Here is a 16,846-nt window from a genome sequence, read left to right on the forward strand (position 1 = left end):
ATCGTTACTGAAATCAGCTTTCCACGGGAAATTAGTCACCAGCAAACATGTAACCTTCACCGTGAACCGTCACAAAAATTTGTGGATTCTTAGGGTCAAACTCCATTTTTGCACGCATACGACGGATTAACACGTCGATAGTGCGGTCATTCGGCGCGTCTACTCGATGGCTGATCATATTCAAAATACGTTCACGGCTTAATACTTGGTTAGGGTAAGAAGAGAGTGCAACCAATAGTTCATATTCAGCTTTGGTCAATTTCACCGGCTCGCTGTTCTTGCTTAGCGCACGGCGAGGTATATCAAACGTCCATTCACCAAAACGAACCACAGATTCGTCTTCTGTTTGTTCTACCGCAACCGCTGCAGTTTTACGAGCAGCCGAAATACGCCACAAGAGGTTTTTAACTCGAACCAACAACTCGCGAAGTTCGAAGGGTTTAGTAACGTAATCGTCTGCGCCCATTTCAAGGCCAACGATCTTGTCAATGCTATCCGTGCGTCCAGTAACTAAAATTATTCCAATGTCTGATTGACTGCGTAATTCGCGAGTTAGCATCAATCCATCTTCGCCTGGCAAGTTGATGTCTAACATAATGAGGTCAACGTTATTTTCTTCTAACATTTTTCTCATTTGAGCCCCGCTTTCAGCTTCGCTCACTGTGTAACCTTCATTCTGGAAATATCCAACCAGTTTACTTCGGGTTACCACATCATCTTCTACGACTAATACGTGATAGCTCATCTACACCACTTTTCTTATTTAATAGTTTCAGTGACCATTCTATTCATAACTCGTAACAATTCTAGTACTACAGAAGATAAAAGCCAGAAACATGATTTTTTTTTGATACAAGACAATCTTAAACCTTGCTATTTGTCGCCCATCGCAATTCAATATAGGCATTACCACTAACGAGTAACTTTGCGTTTCGCAAATAACCTTGTTATTCAGCCTTGGTGTGCCTATACCCAAATCACTCGACGATGCTAGGTATACACACACCACAAGACTAAATCAGGATCTAAGAAATGAAAGATACGAAAGCATTCAACGAACAACGAGCAGAAATATACTGGTGGCTATCAAGCTTGTTCGCTAAAGAGCTCACTCAAGAAGAACTCGATCACTACCACTCTGTTGAAATTCGTTCTTTCCTAACTGGTTTAGGTGAAAATGAAACACTAAAGCCGGCGATTGATAGCTTAGTGGATGCGCTAAACCGTCTACAAACACGTGAAGATGCTCAATTAGAATTGTCTGCTGACTTCTGTGACTTATTCTTAAAGACTGATAAACATGGCGCACTTCCTTACGCTTCTATGTATATCGGCCAGACTGGCCTTTTGAACGATAAGCCAGCAAAAGATATGGAAGAGATCATGGCTAAACACAACTTAGTGGTTAACCAAGACCTAAAAGAGCCAGCTGACCACATTGCTATCGAACTCGATTTCCTAGGTAATCTAATCATTCGTTCGAACGAAACTGAACTAGAAGAAGAACTAGAGAAATCCTTTGCTGTTCAACAGCAATTTATCGAACAGCAACTGCTTACTTGGGTACCAAAGTTCAACGTTAAATGTCATGACATTGACACATTCGGTTTCTACGCATCAGTCTCATCCCTGCTATTGGCATTTTGTAAATTAGACACTCAATACCTAGCTGGCGAATAAGCTTTTTTTGACGACTCGATAAATAAATTCAATAGAATTGTGACCATTCACCCGGATTTCTGGGTGAATTTTATTGCGAGTAATTTCTAGTCAGTCTAAAATTGTGACCGCAAACGATAAAATATGAAACATTCACGAAATGCTACACTTATTGAAGTTCAGAGCATTTCGGTGTTAAGACAAGCCGCTCAATAGCGGTTTTTTGTTTTTTAGCACTTTAGTACCCAAAGAGCCCTACAAATTTAAGCTCTTAGTTAGGTAGCTTAACGGCTACTTCATTCCGTACTTTGGGAAAGTAGCTTCTAATAGGATAAAAACATGGCCACTATAAAAGATGTCGCACGCTTAGCCGGCGTATCAACAACAACCGTTTCTCACGTAATCAACAAAACTCGCTTTGTTGCTGAAGCGACTCAAGAAAAAGTAAACAAAGCCGTAGACGAACTGAACTATGCGCCAAGTGCCGTTGCTCGTAGTTTGAAGTGCAATACAACCCGCACCATCGGTATGCTAGTGACTCAATCAACTAACCTATTCTTCTCTGAAGTTATCGATGGTGTTGAGAGCTACTGCTACCGTCAAGGTTACACTTTGATCCTATGTAATACGGGCGGTATCTACGAAAAGCAACGTGACTACATTCGAATGCTTGCTGAGAAACGTGTAGATGGCATCTTAGTTATGTGTTCTGACCTGACTGAAGAACTAAGAGAGATGTTAGACCGTCACGCAGACATCCCTAAAGTTATCATGGACTGGGGCCCTGAAAGCTCTCAGGCTGATAAGATCATCGATAACTCTGAAGAAGGTGGCTACCTAGCAACCAAATATCTCATTGAGCGCGGTCACTCCAAGATTGCATGTTTAAGTGGCCACTTAGACAAAGCAGCGTGTGTTGAACGCATCTCAGGTTACAAGCGCGCGCTCAATGAAGCGAAGATTACTGCCGATGAAAATATGATCATCGAAGGCAACTTTGAATGTGACACAGCTGTGATTGCTGCTGACCAAATCATTGAGATGGAAGAGCGCCCAACCGCAGTATTCTGTTTTAACGACACGATGGCATTAGGACTGATGAGCCGATTACAAGAAAAAGGCATTCGTATTCCTGAAGATATCTCAGTGATCGGTTACGACAACATAGAATTGGCTGAATACTTCTCTCCACCGTTAACGACGGTTCACCAACCTAAGCGCCGTGTTGGTAAAAATGCATTCGAAATACTACTAGAGCGTATAAAAGACAAAGATCACGAAAAACGCGTCTTCGAAATGCACCCTGAAATTGTTGAGCGAAGTACAGTTAAAACGTTAAATTAATTGATGTAATGAGTTTAGTTTAATCAAGCGCACCTTTAGGTGCGTTTTTTTTCTCAACAAACAAAGTGCACTTGCGTGCATATCTCAAAGATCATTAATTGAAGCAATATCACATTTTGAAATAAGAAGTGTGAGCCTAATTCAACAAAAACTTTATTCTAATAACCCAGTCACGCACAGGGCAAACCACTTGAAAAAGTGGGACGCAAAGCTTCCGGCCTAAACCACTCGTTGGTATGGTAGCGGGGTTACCGATGGCAAAATGCAGTAACTGCTAATACTTTAGTAATTTACAGCCTATTGACAATTTAATTGCAACATTTTGCTAATCTCTCGGACCTGCTTATTTGGTGGCGTAGTTCAAATACACCGAGATAAATAACATGGATAAACCGATACTAAAGGACTCAATGAAATTATTTGAGCCCCTAGGAAAAATTAAGTCACGCTCAATGTTTGGTGGATTCGGGCTTTTTGCTGATGACACTATGTTTGCCCTGGTTGTGAATGACCAGTTGCATATACGAGCTGACAAATGCACAACACAACAATTCGAACAACAAGGATTTCAACCGTACGTCTACAAAAAACGTGGTTTTCCTGTCGTTACTAAATATTTCGCTTTACCTGAAGGCTTATGGCAAGACCAAGAGAAAATCTTGCAGCTTGCGACTACGTCTCTAGGTTTTGCTAAAGAAGAGAAAGCTGAACAATCTTCTGCTAAACCAACTAGACTCAAAGATCTGCCTAACCTTCGACTCGCTACCGAGCGGATGTTGAAAAAGGCAGGGATCGATTCTGTAGAACGTTTATATGAATCTGGCTCTGTAAACGCATTTAACGCCATCAAAGAATCGCATGCGTCTTCTGTCAGTATTGAACTGTTATGGGCGCTAGAAGGCGCGATCAATGGTACACATTGGTCTGTTATACCGCAGCAACGTCGTGAAGAGCTTATCAATCACGTCAATTAACATTGTCAGTGCAAACTATATAGATAACTAAGCCGCATTTTTGCGGCTTTTTTTATATCTGGTGAAAGTTATTCTATGCTTTGCCTGTCTATCTATACTAGTGGTATACATTGAAAAACTAATGGTATGCATTGAAAATTTAGAGGAAGTATCAATGAGTAAAAAAATGATATTGGGTATTGTGTTGGTCATAACCATCGTCTTGTTAGGCGTCAATTTCGGCCAGTACTTAACGCTTGAAAATGCAAAAGCCCAGCAAGCTGTTTTGAATGACTACATCGAGAGCAATTTCATTGCCGCTGCCGCTATCTATTTTGTCGCGTATGTCATGATTACGGCTTTCTCAATTCCTGGCGCTGCCGTTGTTACGCTGTTAGGCGCTGCGCTGTTTGGGTTTTGGAACAGTTTACTGCTGGTGTCTTTCGCGAGCGCTATTGGCGCAACCCTCGCCTTCTTAAGTAGCCGTTACTTGTTACGTGACTGGATCCAAACCAAGTTTGGCGACAAGTTAGCCACCATCAATAAGGGCGTTGAGAAAGACGGTGCATTTTACTTATTCTCGCTACGTCTAATTCCTGTTTTCCCATTTTTCCTTATCAATCTATTGATGGGTCTAACACCGATGTCGGTGAGTCGTTACTATATTACTAGCCAAATCGGTATGTTGCCGGGTACCGCCGTTTTCTTGAATGCCGGAACTCAACTCGCAGAAATTGATTCACTTTCGGGCATCGTGTCTCCCTCAGTACTGTTGTCATTTGCCTTACTGGGTGTGTTCCCAATTATTGCTAAATGGTTGATGAACAAATTTCGCTCAGCACCTGTCGCTGAGTAACGTATATAGCTAGCTAGATAGCTAAATAGCTAAATAGCTAAATAACTTAGCAACGCATGCAGCCAAATAAGGTTCTATTTCAATGAAAATCTTCAGTGCATCGAATCCAACAGAAGCTCATATCATCTGTGGATTGTTAGAAAGTGAGAATATTGCGTGTGAAGTCCGTGGTGAGGGTTTGTTTGGTTTAAAAGGTGAAATCCCATTTACCGAAGATACAGACCCTTACGTATGGTTATATGAGCCAGAACTCGCTAGTAAAGCCCGCACGATCGTCAATGACTACCAAAAACAGCAAGATTCGATCATCTATGAAGAGTGGCGTTGTGGTGAGTGTCATGAAATCAATGAAGCACAATTCGGGTCTTGTTGGCAGTGCGGCGCTGCTTCGCCTGAATAGCAAAGTTTCAGTTATTACAGACACGATTCGGTCAAATACCTCCTCCAAATAAAAACGGGAAGCTAAATTAGCTTCCCGTTTTTATTTTAATTCTATTGGATCATCTAGTCTGATAACCAACCCAGAGAATCACTGAATTTGCTTTTGGATAAAAGCGATAGATTGTTGATTGAATTCTTCAGGATTTTCTACATTACATACATGCCCACAGTTGGCAATTTCTACCAACTCGCTCGACTCGTGCGCTTCGACCATTTCTTTAACGGGTTTGATGAACATGTAATCGCGCTCGCCCATCAAATACAAAGTCGGAATCGGCAACTCCCTGTCTTTAAAGTATTTCATCAATGGGTTCACATCAGCCGTGAGGATAAACCAGCGCTTGAACTCTTTTTGGCACAGCTTTTTCGCTTCGCGGATAAACAGGTGACGTGATTCTTTCTGACTTTTTTGCGGCATCACAACATAAGCAAAAAGGCTGTATAGCCACATATAAGGAATGATGTGCTTACTCAGGTTTCCTAATTTGATTAAGACTTGAGATCGAGTGTTGAGTTTAGTGACAGCACCACCAAGCACCATCGAACGTACTCTGCTTGCCGCCAGTTCGGCCACGTTACGAACGATAATTGTACCCAAAGACATACCAACAAAGTGTGCGGATCGGATTTTTAGATGATCTAACACTTTAAGAATATCGAGCGTTACTGATTTGAACGTATAACGGTTCGAAATCAGATCTTTAAGTATGTTGTCTGATTTACCGTGCCCTCTCAAGTCAATGAGAAGCAAGTTGAAATGCTGTTTATACGCTTTGATCTGCTTAAACCAAATGGAGGAACTGCCCCCTGCGCCATGCACAAACACAACCCACTGATCACTCGTAGGGTGAGTAAATGTTTTATGAAATAATAAACTCTCAGACATACCTATCGCTTAATTTATTTATGGAGCTAAGCCTCATCACAAGGCGATGACTAAGGATATCACGCAATTAAGAATTTTAAGTGATAATAGTGTCAAACCCAACACTAGTCATGTGAATACCTGACCACCTTTTCTACCTGACTAAAATGAGTTTGCAAGCTTTGTCTTTGGAAAAGTGATGTGATCTGACCAGAAAAAAAAAGGCACTCTATCAGCAGAGCGCCTTCTTTTATTATGAACAGTTGTTATTCAACAACTGTATTTTAAAGCTAAGTCAACAAGTTAAAATGCAGAATGGTACATCGCAAGATATTCTTCTGCCGCATCTTCCCAACTAAAATCTTGTTGCATCGCGTAAAGTTGAACGCGCTTAATTTCAGATGGATTTTGAGCATAAAGTAGTAATGAGCGATGTAATACCGCTAGTAATGCTTGCGGTGTTGGTTCTTCAAAAGCAAAGCCTGTTGCTATCTCGGGATCCTGATCGTAATCATTCACACTGTCCTTTAAACCACCAACAGAGCGCACAATAGGCAAAGTGCCGTAAGCCATGCTGTAGATTTGGTTCAAGCCACAAGGCTCAAATTCAGAAGGCATCAAGAAAAAATCAGAGCCCGCTTCAACCAAATGCGCTAGTTCATTATTGTAGGCTTCTACGAATGAGAACTTGTCTGAATGAAGTGCTGATAACTCTTTCAATTGACTCGCCAAAACCGGATCACCAGTACCGACAATCACGATCTGCAATTCGTTTTTCAAGAACTGCTCGATGACAGGCAGTAAGTAATGAACGCCTTTTTGGTTGGTCAGACGACAAACCATGCCATAAACCGCACAATCGGTAACGGGTAAACCAACATCTTGTTGCAGTTTTTGCTTACAAGCAGATTTTCCACGAGTCATGCTGTGTTTCGTTGCTTTGAATTTACGAGGAAGGGAAGCGTCTGTTTCCGGGTTCCAAGCTCCATAATCACAACCGTTGAGAATACCAAATAAGTCGGCCGAACGATGTTGGAACTCTGCTGCCATGCCATGGCTACCTAACTCCGTTTTCAGCTCTTCCGCATACGTTGGGCTTACTGCATTGACCTTATCGGCACACATCACCCCTGCTTTTAGCATGGTGACATGCGTGTCACTTACAGATGCTTCAGGCACATTGTAACTGTGCATCTCTGGCAGACATTGCAGTTCATCGTATGCGAACACCCCTTTGAAAACTGCATTGTGAATCGACATAACACTGCGCGTATTTTCAAAGAATTCGTGTTGTTGATAACGTGATTTAAGCAAGAAAGGCACAAAGCCTGTGTGCCAGTCATTTGCATGAATGATATCAGGTTGGAACGCGAGCTTAGGAAGCATATCCAAACAAGCCGTACTGAAGAACGAAAAGCGCTCTCCGTTATCAGCATACGCTTGATTGTTCTCTGCGTACATTTCAGGACGGTCAAAATACTTGTCACATTCAATAGCGAAGATTTGAACACCTTCGACACTCAACTTTTTGACTTGATAAGCAGTATGAGGCCAATGATCGAGCTCGGTCGACAAAATCACTTCAGCTGAATCAATGTTTGGAATGTTTCTATAAGCAGGGATGGTCACTCGAACATCTTGTTCGAGTGTTTGTAACGCTTTTGGCAGTGCCTTGGCTACATCAGCCAAGCCACCACTTTTAATCAAGCCTTCAACTTCAGACGCTACAAAAAGTACCGAGAGAGTCTTAGTAACCAACTCGAGCTCCTTTGGAAATAACTACTACACCATCGTCAGAGACATGGTAATGCTTTTTATCTTCTTTCAGATTTACGCCAATCTGTGTTCCAGGTGCGATATCTGCATCTTTATCGACGATGACACGACGAAGTACGCAACCTTCACCCACTTTCACATCACCGAGTAAGATACTCTCACTAATATCACACGCTGATGCGATATTACTGCGGAAACCCAATACACACTTCTCAATGCGAGAGCCACGTACATAGCTGCCGTTACACACTAAGCTATCGATGATCTGAACACGGCCGTTTGCCGAATCAGTAAACGTAGCCGGCGGTAGTGGCGGATAGTATGTATGTAGTGGCCACTTGCGGTTGTATAGCGAGAATGGCGCATCTTTCTCAAGAAGATCCATATGAGCTTGCCAGTACGCGTCAATCGTACCTACATCGCGCCAATAAACTTCTTCTTTCTCACCAGTAATACGGTTAGTACTGAAGTCATAAACAAACACATCACCACGCGGAACCATGTTTGGAATGATGTCTTTTCCGAAATCATGTGTCGAGTCTTCTTTATCTGCATCTTCAACAAGTTCTGCGAACAACTCGTTAGCTTCAAATACGTAGTTACCCATAGACACAAGCGCAGACTCCGGGTCACCTGGAATTGGTTTCGGGTTAGCCGGTTTCTCTTCAAAACCAATCATACGTCCTTCAGCATCCACTTCGATAACGCCGAATTCAGATGCTTCAGCAAGCGGCATACGCAATGCAGAAACGGTTAAAGCCGCTTTCTTCTCTTTATGGAAATCAAGCATCTGCTTAATGTCCATTTTGTAAATATGATCTGAACCAAAAATACAAACTTGATCAGGTTCTTCCAACTGCATGAAGCGAAGGTTTTGATAAATAGCATCTGCAGTACCTTCATACCAACGCTTACCTGTACGCATTTGCGCAGGGATTGGGTCGATAAAACGGTCTGTTATACCACTGATATTCCAACCTTTTTTCATGTGATGGAACAGTGATTGTGACTTAAACTGTGTTAATACGTAGATCTTCATTAGATCAGCATTAACGAAGTTATTCAGAGCAAAATCAATTAAGCGGTAACTACCACCGAAAGGAACCGAGGGTTTGCTGCGAGATTCAGTTAAAGGTCTTAAGCGAGAGCCTTCACCACCAGCAAGAATCATTCCTAATACACCAGCCATTTTATTCTCCATATATTTATAGCTTGTCGATGTTAGTGCTCTAAGAGGTATCTTCCTCTGGGGGATGAGCACCAACACTTATTTCGGTACTTAACGAATATCCATTCACATGCAGTGAAAATATCCTAAGCCAAACGTTGTTAAGTGTGCACTATTGTTTGCACTTGGTTTTATATACGTTATCGACTTTCCGGTCGATTTCAATTTTTAATACGCCATTCTGTGTTATGTAAGCCGATTGCTTTCCTAAGACTTAAAGCAGCTCACATTACACTGTTTTTATGAAACATTAAGTTAACACTCGGAATACATCAGGTATACAACTAAAACCTGATCTGTGACTTACAATATTTTAATTAAGTTACAATCACGTTAAGGTTGCATAATTAAAGATTATTATCCATTTCATTTATTTCATGACCTGAATTTAACAAATAGACACAGGTAAGGCCGACGATCGAGAGACAGCATAATTAGTCATATTCAGATCAAAAAAAAGCAGCCTAATGGCTGCTTTTTTCATCAATAAAATGTCAACCCATATCAGATCGGGTCACACATTCAGTTACTTCTCTTTAGGCTTTTTACGTTTATCCGTAACTTCCCACTTACCGTCGATGTACAAAGCGGTCCAACCTGAAGGTTTACCGTCCACTTCGGTACGAACGTAGTTTTCTTTTGTCTTACGACTAAAACGAACTACTGTCGGCTTGCCATCAGGATCAGCAACCGGTGCTGATGCCAGATACTGGAATTTAGGTGAAATACGGTCTTTAAAACGAACCAGCTCTTCCACTAATGGTGCACGTGTTTCACGTGATTTAGGGAAATTACTCGCGGCCATAAACAAACCAGAAGCCCCATCACGAAGTACGAAGTATGCATCTGAATTTTCACATGGGAGTTCAGGGAAATGCACTGGGTCTTCTTTAGGTGGCGCTACTTCGCCATTCTTCAGAATCTTACGAGTGTTCTTACAATCTTCACTCGTACAGTCCATGTATTTACCGAAACGACCATTCTTCAAAACCATGTCAGAACTACATTTGTCACACTCAACAAGCGGACCATCATAGCCTTTCACTTTGAATTCGCCGTGTTCAACCACATAACCTTCACAGTTAGGGTTGTTACCACACACATGCATCTTACGCTTATCATCGATCAGATAAGCATCCATTGCCGTTTCACAAATCGGACAACGCTTTTTCGCTCGAAGTGCTGCGGTTTCAACGTCTTCTTCAAGAACGTTGATAATACCGTCTTCATCACCAAGGTTAATGGTTGTCTTACAGCGCTCTTTTGGTGGAAGTGCATAACCAGAACAACCTAGGAATACGCCAGTCGAAGCTGTACGAATACCCATTTTACGGCTACAAGTTGGACACTCAATATCGGTTTCAACGATATGATTTGGCTTCATGCCACCAGCGTCTTCATCTAAATCGGCTTTTTCCAAATCGCCTGTAAAGTCTTCGAAGAAGTTATCTAGCACGCCTTTCCAGCTTGCTTCGCCTTCTGCAATTTGGTCTAACTTCTGCTCCATACGAGCCGTAAAGTCATAGTTCATTAGGTCATTGAAACTGCCATCTAGACGGTCAGTAACAATTTCACCCATCTTCTCAGCATAGAAACGACGCTGTTCAACTTTTACATAACCACGGTCTTGAATCGTAGAGATGATTGATGCGTACGTTGAAGGACGACCAATACCACGCTTCTCAAGCTCTTTAACTAGCGCCGCTTCAGTAAAACGGGCTGGCGGCTTAGTGAAATGCTGTTTAGGGTCTAATGCGATTAGGTCTAGCTTTTCACCAACCTGTACAGCAGGAAGAATCGTATCTTCATTTTTACCCATTGGACGTTGAACGCGAGTCCAACCATCAAACTTAAGAATACGGCCTTTCGCTTTTAACGTGTACTCATCAGCTTTAACGCTTACCGTCGTTGAATCGTATTGCGCAGGTGTCATTTGACATGCAACAAATTGATTCCAAATCAGCGAGTAAAGCTTGTGTGCGTCCGCGTCTACGCCGTTTAGGTCTTCAGACTTAACATCGACACTCGAAGGACGAATCGCTTCGTGAGCCTCTTGTGCGCCCTCTTTGCTGCCGTATACAAGCGCTTTCGGTGGAAGATATTGTGCACCAAACTCAGAACCAATGTATTCACGTGCGGCTTCTACAGCTTCTGAACTCAAGTTGGTCGAGTCAGTACGCATATAAGTGATGTAACCCGCTTCATACAAACGTTGAGCCAACATCATGGTTTTCTTTACGCCGTAACCAAGACGTGTGCTCGCCGCTTGTTGCAGAGTCGACGTGATGTAAGGTGCAGACGGCTTACTCTTAGTTGGGCGGTCTTCACGTTTACATACTTCGTATTGCGCTTTTTCTAAAACGCTTACTGCAGCTTGTGTTTGCGCTTCATTATCAGGTTTAAACGCAACACCGTCTTTTTGAGCGACTTGCAGTCTGAAATCTGTTTTCTCTGCCGTTTTGGTATCAGCATGCACATCCCAGAACTCTTCAGGGATAAAAGCGTTGATCTCGCGCTCACGTTCAACCAGTAGTTTTACAGCTACAGATTGAACACGGCCAGCGGATAGGCCTCGTGCTACTTTTTTCCAAAGCAGTGGTGACACCATAAAGCCAACAACACGGTCCATAAAACGTCGTGCTTGTTGTGCGTTTACGCCGTCGATATTTAGCTCGCCTGGAGTTTCGAAAGCTTGTTGAATAGCATTTTTAGTGATTTCGTTAAAAACCACTCGTTTGTATCGCGTTTCATCACCACCGATGATCTCACGAAGGTGCCATGCGATAGCTTCTCCTTCGCGGTCCAAATCGGTTGCGAGATAAACATGGTCTGCGTTCTCAGCCAGTTTTTGCAATTCAGCAACGACTTTTTCTTTGCCCGGTAAGATTTGGTAATTCGCTTCCCACTCTTGATAAGGGTTGATACCCATCTTTTTAATAAGCGCTTTGCGATCTTTTTCTTTCTTGATACGAGCTTTATCTTCTGGGCTCATACCCTTGGTTGAAACTGCAGCAGCCTTTTGACCTGTACTTTGACCCGCCGTTGGTAAATCACGAACGTGACCTACACTCGACTTAACGACAAAGTCTTTGCCAAGATATTTATTGATAGTTTTAGCCTTGGCTGGCGACTCCACTATAACGAGCGATTTACCCATATTGACTCTAACGTCCTTAATCACGATGCTTCACCACCAACAATTTTACTTGTGGGCTTTTACGCATGATATTCTAAATTCATTGCTTCTTTTTTTACTATTGTGCGAGATTACTAGAAGATCAACCGCTTTTTTCAAAATTGGATCTGATCGCTCGACAATTCGACGACTCATAGAGAAAAGAGTCACAATATAAAGAAGCTATAAAGTACTCACTAAGAATACTTGCAAGAGCCTATTCATCAGGCATTACGTCTAAACGCGCTCATACTAAGCTTGTCGGCGAATCTAACGCGAGCCCCATTCAATTATTTTTGTCATAAATCACAAAATAAATTGTGGATGTTTGAAAAGACTCTCTTAATCGGTTGTGAAATCATTGAATTTCTAGTTCGACACCATAAACTCAACGTTATATTCAGTTATCAGAGATAAACTCATGACAAAGAAAGTAATAGCAGAATTTGATTTACTGCTTATCGCAAACCAAATTATCCAATCACATGATGACTACATTGAAGGCATGCGCGCAAACAGCGTAGTAGAAAAAGACGATGTACTCATTTTCAAAGGTGAATACTTCTTAGACAACAATGGAATGCCAACAGAAAATACAACCGCGGTATTTAACATGTTTAAGTACTTGGCGCATCACCTTTCGAAAGAATTTACAATTCAGCAATAATTAAAAAGCTTGCCATCTAGGCAAGCTTTTTTGTTCCTGGACCTTTATATACTTATCATTTTTATAGACTTAGTATTTTTATAGACTCAGCATTTTCAGCTTATCGAAGTAGTCAGGGAATGTCTTGGATGTACAACCTGGATCATTGATCGTCACCGGGGTGTCACTCAAAGCAACCAATGAGAAACACATCGCCATGCGGTGATCATCGTAAGTATCAATCGCCGCGTGCGTCAGTTCAGCCACAGGGTTAACAATGATGTAGTCTTCACCCTCTTCCACCTCAGCGCCTACTTTACGTAGCTCTGTTGCCATTGCCGCTAAGCGATCCGTCTCTTTCACACGCCAGTTGTAAACATTGCGGATTGCGGTTGTTCCTTTAGCAAACAGAGCCGTTGTCGCAATTGTCATCGCCGCATCTGGAATATGGTTATAGTCCATATCAATGCCTTTTAGCTCACCACAACGAGAGATAACGTAGTCATCACCCCACTCGATTTCAGCACCCATTTTCTCAAGTGCATCAGCGAATTGGATATCACCTTGGATACTGTTTTTGCCAATACCTGTCACTTTAATCTCGCCACCTTTGATAGCAGCGGCTGCAAGGAAATATGACGCAGATGATGCATCACCTTCAACCAAGAAATCACCGGGTGCTATGTAAGATTGCCCAGTTGGAATCACAAATTCTTGGTAGTCATTGTTGATAACATCCACACCAAATTGCTTCATGATATGCAGCGTAATATCGATGTAAGGCTTAGAAACCAATTCACCTTCGATTTTGATGGTCACTTCGCCTTCAGCTAAAGGTGCAGCCATCAAAAATGCCGTCAAGAATTGACTAGAGATAGAACCATCGATAGAAACTGTACCACTCTTTAGCCCAGTACCCGTGATCTTCAGCGGTGGGTAATTTTCGTTCTCTAAGTATTCGACGTTGGCGCCGGCCTCTTGCAGAGCAGTCACTAAGTGACCAATTGGACGCTCTTTCATACGTGGCTCACCAGTAAGAACGTATTCACCGCGACCTAAACAAAGTGCAGCAGCCAATGGACGCATTGCTGTACCCGCGTTACCTAAGAAAAGCTCTAGGGCTTTGTCACTTGAGAATGCACCACCAACACCTGTCACTTCACAAACTGTTTTGTCTGCAGACAACTGATAATCAACACCTAACTGTGTTAATGCATTCAACATATGACGAATGTCATCACTGTCTAGTAAGTTTGTTAGGCGAGTTGTTCCCGTTGAAAGTGCAGCCAAAAGAAGCGCACGATTAGAAACACTTTTTGAGCCAGGTAGGTTAACTTCCCCGCTCACTTTCTGAATTGGTTGTAACGTAAGGCTTTCCATTAGTTCTTATAGTCCTTGTACCACCCGAAGTCACTGGCGCGTATTTATTTTCGGGTGATGAATAATTCTTCGTACTTGCAGACTAACGAACTTTTCCAACGAACTCCAGAGCTAATCCCCTCGATAAAGGCGATTAATTAGCCAACCAAACACATTTGCATACTAGTACGCTAGATCAACTCGAACGCCATCTGAAAAATAGAGAATCCGCACATCATCACCTCTATTGAACAACATCGAATTGTCAACGTCTTGAATGATGTTAACCAGATTATCATCCTTGGTTTTAACCAATAATTCAACGAGTTTATATTCCACCCGATATTGCGTATTGCCGCGATTACGAGCGATCCCCGCCCCCGCTACAGCACCAACCGCCGTTGCGACTTCTTTACCTGTGCCGCCACCAAACTGATTACCAACCAAACCACCAATTGCCGCACCCAACAAGGTTTCCCAACCATTCGCTTTCGACTCTACGATCTCCTGTTGGGTAATGTACCTGACCGTATCAACCTCACCGTAAACGACCTCATTCACTGGTCTGGCTTGGTTTCTGTTGTAAGCTGCATTTGCCAACATGGGCAAAACAAGTAAAATCCAAAGCAACTTCTTCATGGTAAAACTCCTAAAGACCTCTTGGTCAGTGATTAATCTGTAATGCGGTACTTATGACTATATACCTAACCGAACTTGATACTACTAGTATAGAGTTTCCTTCGCCCTTCGACGCGCTTGATGAACCCAACGGTCTACTCGCGTTCGGTGGTGATTTGTCACCCATACGAATTCTGAACGCTTATAGCCAAGGTATATTTCCATGGTATGGCCCAGGTGAGCCTATACTTTGGTGGAGCCCTGCACCGCGAGCGGTATTTAATCCTAAGACATTCGAACCGTCAAAAAGTCTTAAAAAGTTTCAAAGAAAGCACAATTACCGAGTCAGCATCAACCAAGCGACGGACAGAGTAATTGGTTATTGCTCTTCACTGAGACCGGAAGAGGAAACTTGGTTAAACAATGACATGCAAGCAGCCTACCGTGAACTCGCTTCATTAGGGTTCTGCCACTCAGTTGAGGTTTGGCAAGATGACGAGCTGATTGGCGGGCTTTATGGGTTACAAAGAGGCCAAGTCTTTTGCGGTGAATCGATGTTCAGCCTGAAGACTAATGCCTCTAAAATTGCGCTATGGTACTTTTGTGAGCACTTTACACAATTCGGCGGACAACTCATTGATTGCCAAGTCATGAACCCACACTTGGAATCCTTGGGCGCTATCGAGGTTGATAGGGATGAATTCCTGAGTTCTCTTCGATTACTCAAAGAAACGTCCGTTAACGATGCATGTTTTAAAAAACAATGGCTAAAGGAAATGCCTTAATGAATCCAGATTTACAACAAATCAGAATTGGATTAACAGACAATCACGCTTGCAGTTACTTACCCCATCTCGAAGAAAGAGTGGCAGTCACGCTTGATGAACACATGCACACCGCAGATAACTATGAAGTTCTACTTGCGAATGGATTTCGCCGCAGTGGAACAACCATTTATAAACCACATTGCGATAATTGCTCATCGTGCCAAGCGATTCGACTGTCAATTCCCGAGGTCAAGTTTTCCAAGAGCCAACGACGAATACTCAACAAGGCCAAAGCGCTGCGTTGGGAGCTGAAAGATGAAATGGATGACAACTGGTTTGACTTGTATAGCCGCTATATAACCGCTCGCCACCGTTCAGGAACCATGTATCCACCGAAGAAAGAAGAGTTTCTGCATTTCTCTAAAAATGAATGGCTTGCTACAAAGTTCATGCACATCTATGATGAGGGGCAGTTAGTCGGCATTGCCGTTACAGACATCATGTCTCACTGTACGAGCGCGTTTTATACCTTCTTCGACCCTGATATCGACATTTCCATGGGAACTCTTGGCGTTCTATTCCAGATCCAACATGCCCAGAAAGAACAAAAACAATGGTTATATTTGGGTTATCAAATCGATGAATGCCCTGCGATGAACTATAAAGTACGATTTCAACGTCATCAAAGGCTAGTAAATCAGCGGTGGCGAGGGTAGAATACGCGACAACTTTACATATTTTGATTTTAACGGCACAATCAAGCCGTTGAAAACCGCCAAATTTCGAAAGAGGATTAGATGGCTAAAGAAGACGTAATCGAGATGCAAGGCACTGTCCTTGATACTCTACCAAACACAATGTTCCGTGTTGAGCTTGAAAACGGTCACGTAGTGACAGCACACATCTCTGGTAAAATGCGTAAGAACTACATCCGTATTCTTACTGGTGATAAAGTAACTGTTGAGATGACTCCATACGACCTTTCTAAAGGCCGCATCGTCTTCCGTGCTCGTTAATTTTTAATTACCGAATACGATAAGAAGCGGAGCCCTCAAGGCTCCGTTTTTTATCGCCTGAACTTTTTACCACTCCAACAACACCAACCTAGCATCTAGCATCTAGCATCTAGCATCTAGCATCTAGCATCTAGCATCTAGCA

16 protein-coding genes and 1 riboswitch are annotated in these 16,846 nt (G+C 42.5%); of the genes, 9 read left to right on the forward strand and 7 right to left on the reverse strand.

The genetic code is table 11. The features are described 5' to 3' along the window. Positions 1 to 31 precede the first annotated feature (31 nt). Complete coding sequence (gene torR, locus ACED59_RS21285; RefSeq protein WP_009846355.1) at positions 32 to 745, reverse strand: two-component system response regulator TorR; 714 nt, start codon at positions 743 to 745, stop codon at positions 32 to 34. Between the two features lie 287 nt (positions 746 to 1,032). Here torR and torD point away from each other — a divergent pair, with 287 nt between their 5' ends. The 5 genes from torD to ACED59_RS21310 all read left to right on the forward strand — a co-directional run bounded on the left by torD (position 1,033) and on the right by ACED59_RS21310 (position 5,212). Beyond that, complete coding sequence (gene torD / locus ACED59_RS21290) at positions 1,033 to 1,680, forward strand: molecular chaperone TorD (RefSeq protein ID WP_012603615.1); 648 nt, start codon at positions 1,033 to 1,035, stop codon at positions 1,678 to 1,680. A gap of 318 nt (positions 1,681 to 1,998) precedes the next feature. Then, positions 1,999 to 3,003, forward strand: a complete 1,005-nt coding sequence (gene purR, locus ACED59_RS21295) for an HTH-type transcriptional repressor PurR (protein WP_012603614.1) — start codon at positions 1,999 to 2,001, stop codon at positions 3,001 to 3,003. A 170-nt stretch (positions 3,004 to 3,173) separates the two neighbouring features. Further along, a riboswitch (cyclic di-GMP riboswitch) is annotated at positions 3,174 to 3,259 on the forward strand. Between the two features lie 127 nt (positions 3,260 to 3,386). After that, positions 3,387 to 3,977: a TfoX/Sxy family DNA transformation protein gene (locus tag ACED59_RS21300; protein WP_009846352.1), complete on the forward strand. Its 591-nt coding sequence runs from the start codon at positions 3,387 to 3,389 to the stop codon at positions 3,975 to 3,977. Between the two features lie 154 nt (positions 3,978 to 4,131). Then, a complete protein-coding gene (locus ACED59_RS21305; RefSeq protein WP_009846351.1) occupies positions 4,132 to 4,812 on the forward strand; it encodes a TVP38/TMEM64 family protein in 681 nt (226 codons plus the stop codon). A gap of 82 nt (positions 4,813 to 4,894) precedes the next feature. Then, positions 4,895 to 5,212: a DUF2007 domain-containing protein gene (locus tag ACED59_RS21310; protein ID WP_009846350.1), complete on the forward strand. Its 318-nt coding sequence runs from the start codon at positions 4,895 to 4,897 to the stop codon at positions 5,210 to 5,212. A 129-nt stretch (positions 5,213 to 5,341) separates the two neighbouring features. Here ACED59_RS21310 and ACED59_RS21315 read toward each other — a convergent pair whose 3' ends face one another. The 4 genes from ACED59_RS21315 to topA form a co-directional block, all read right to left on the reverse strand. Next, complete coding sequence (locus ACED59_RS21315; RefSeq protein ID WP_017097713.1) at positions 5,342 to 6,139, reverse strand: alpha/beta fold hydrolase; 798 nt, start codon at positions 6,137 to 6,139, stop codon at positions 5,342 to 5,344. A 282-nt stretch (positions 6,140 to 6,421) separates the two neighbouring features. Next, entirely contained in the window at positions 6,422 to 7,876 is a 1,455-nt protein-coding gene (glgA, locus tag ACED59_RS21320; protein WP_017097712.1) for a glycogen synthase GlgA, read from the reverse strand. Continuing rightward, entirely contained in the window at positions 7,866 to 9,095 is a 1,230-nt protein-coding gene (glgC, locus tag ACED59_RS21325; RefSeq protein ID WP_080518005.1) for a glucose-1-phosphate adenylyltransferase, read from the reverse strand. Before glgC ends, glgA begins: the two co-directional genes overlap by 11 nt. Before the next feature lie 553 nt (positions 9,096 to 9,648). Beyond that, positions 9,649 to 12,279, reverse strand: coding sequence for a type I DNA topoisomerase (topA, locus tag ACED59_RS21330; RefSeq protein ID WP_012603610.1), 2,631 nt, complete (start codon positions 12,277 to 12,279; stop codon positions 9,649 to 9,651). Positions 12,280 to 12,718: 439 nt separating this feature from the next. On the opposite strand from topA, the gene ACED59_RS21335 reads away from it, so the two are divergent. Continuing rightward, positions 12,719 to 12,964: a YciN family protein gene (locus tag ACED59_RS21335; RefSeq protein ID WP_009846345.1), complete on the forward strand. Its 246-nt coding sequence runs from the start codon at positions 12,719 to 12,721 to the stop codon at positions 12,962 to 12,964. Positions 12,965 to 13,042: 78 nt separating this feature from the next. Here the strand turns inward: ACED59_RS21335 and aroA are convergent, their stop codons facing one another. After that, positions 13,043 to 14,323, reverse strand: coding sequence for a 3-phosphoshikimate 1-carboxyvinyltransferase (gene aroA, locus ACED59_RS21340; RefSeq protein WP_017097711.1), 1,281 nt, complete (start codon positions 14,321 to 14,323; stop codon positions 13,043 to 13,045). Positions 14,324 to 14,485: 162 nt separating this feature from the next. Then, positions 14,486 to 14,941 (reverse strand): glycine zipper 2TM domain-containing protein, encoded by a 456-nt coding sequence (locus tag ACED59_RS21345; protein WP_012603608.1) that lies wholly within the window; start codon positions 14,939 to 14,941, stop codon positions 14,486 to 14,488. Positions 14,942 to 14,994: 53 nt separating this feature from the next. On the opposite strand from ACED59_RS21345, the gene aat reads away from it, so the two are divergent. From aat to infA, 3 genes are all read left to right on the forward strand, one after another. Beyond that, on the forward strand, positions 14,995 to 15,705 hold the full coding sequence (gene aat / locus ACED59_RS21350; protein WP_017097710.1) for a leucyl/phenylalanyl-tRNA--protein transferase: 711 nt from the start codon (positions 14,995 to 14,997) through the stop codon (positions 15,703 to 15,705). Continuing rightward, positions 15,705 to 16,403 (forward strand): arginyltransferase, encoded by a 699-nt coding sequence (locus ACED59_RS21355; protein WP_029223914.1) that lies wholly within the window; start codon positions 15,705 to 15,707, stop codon positions 16,401 to 16,403. The genes aat and ACED59_RS21355 overlap by 1 nt, the downstream gene beginning before the upstream one ends. Positions 16,404 to 16,484: 81 nt before the next feature. Beyond that, on the forward strand, positions 16,485 to 16,703 hold the full coding sequence (gene infA, locus ACED59_RS21360) for a translation initiation factor IF-1 (RefSeq protein ID WP_001040192.1): 219 nt from the start codon (positions 16,485 to 16,487) through the stop codon (positions 16,701 to 16,703). Positions 16,704 to 16,846: the final 143 nt, after the last annotated feature.

This window comes from Vibrio sp. FF266, from assembly GCF_041439695.1.
Classification (GTDB): domain Bacteria; phylum Pseudomonadota; class Gammaproteobacteria; order Enterobacterales; family Vibrionaceae; genus Vibrio; species Vibrio tasmaniensis_A.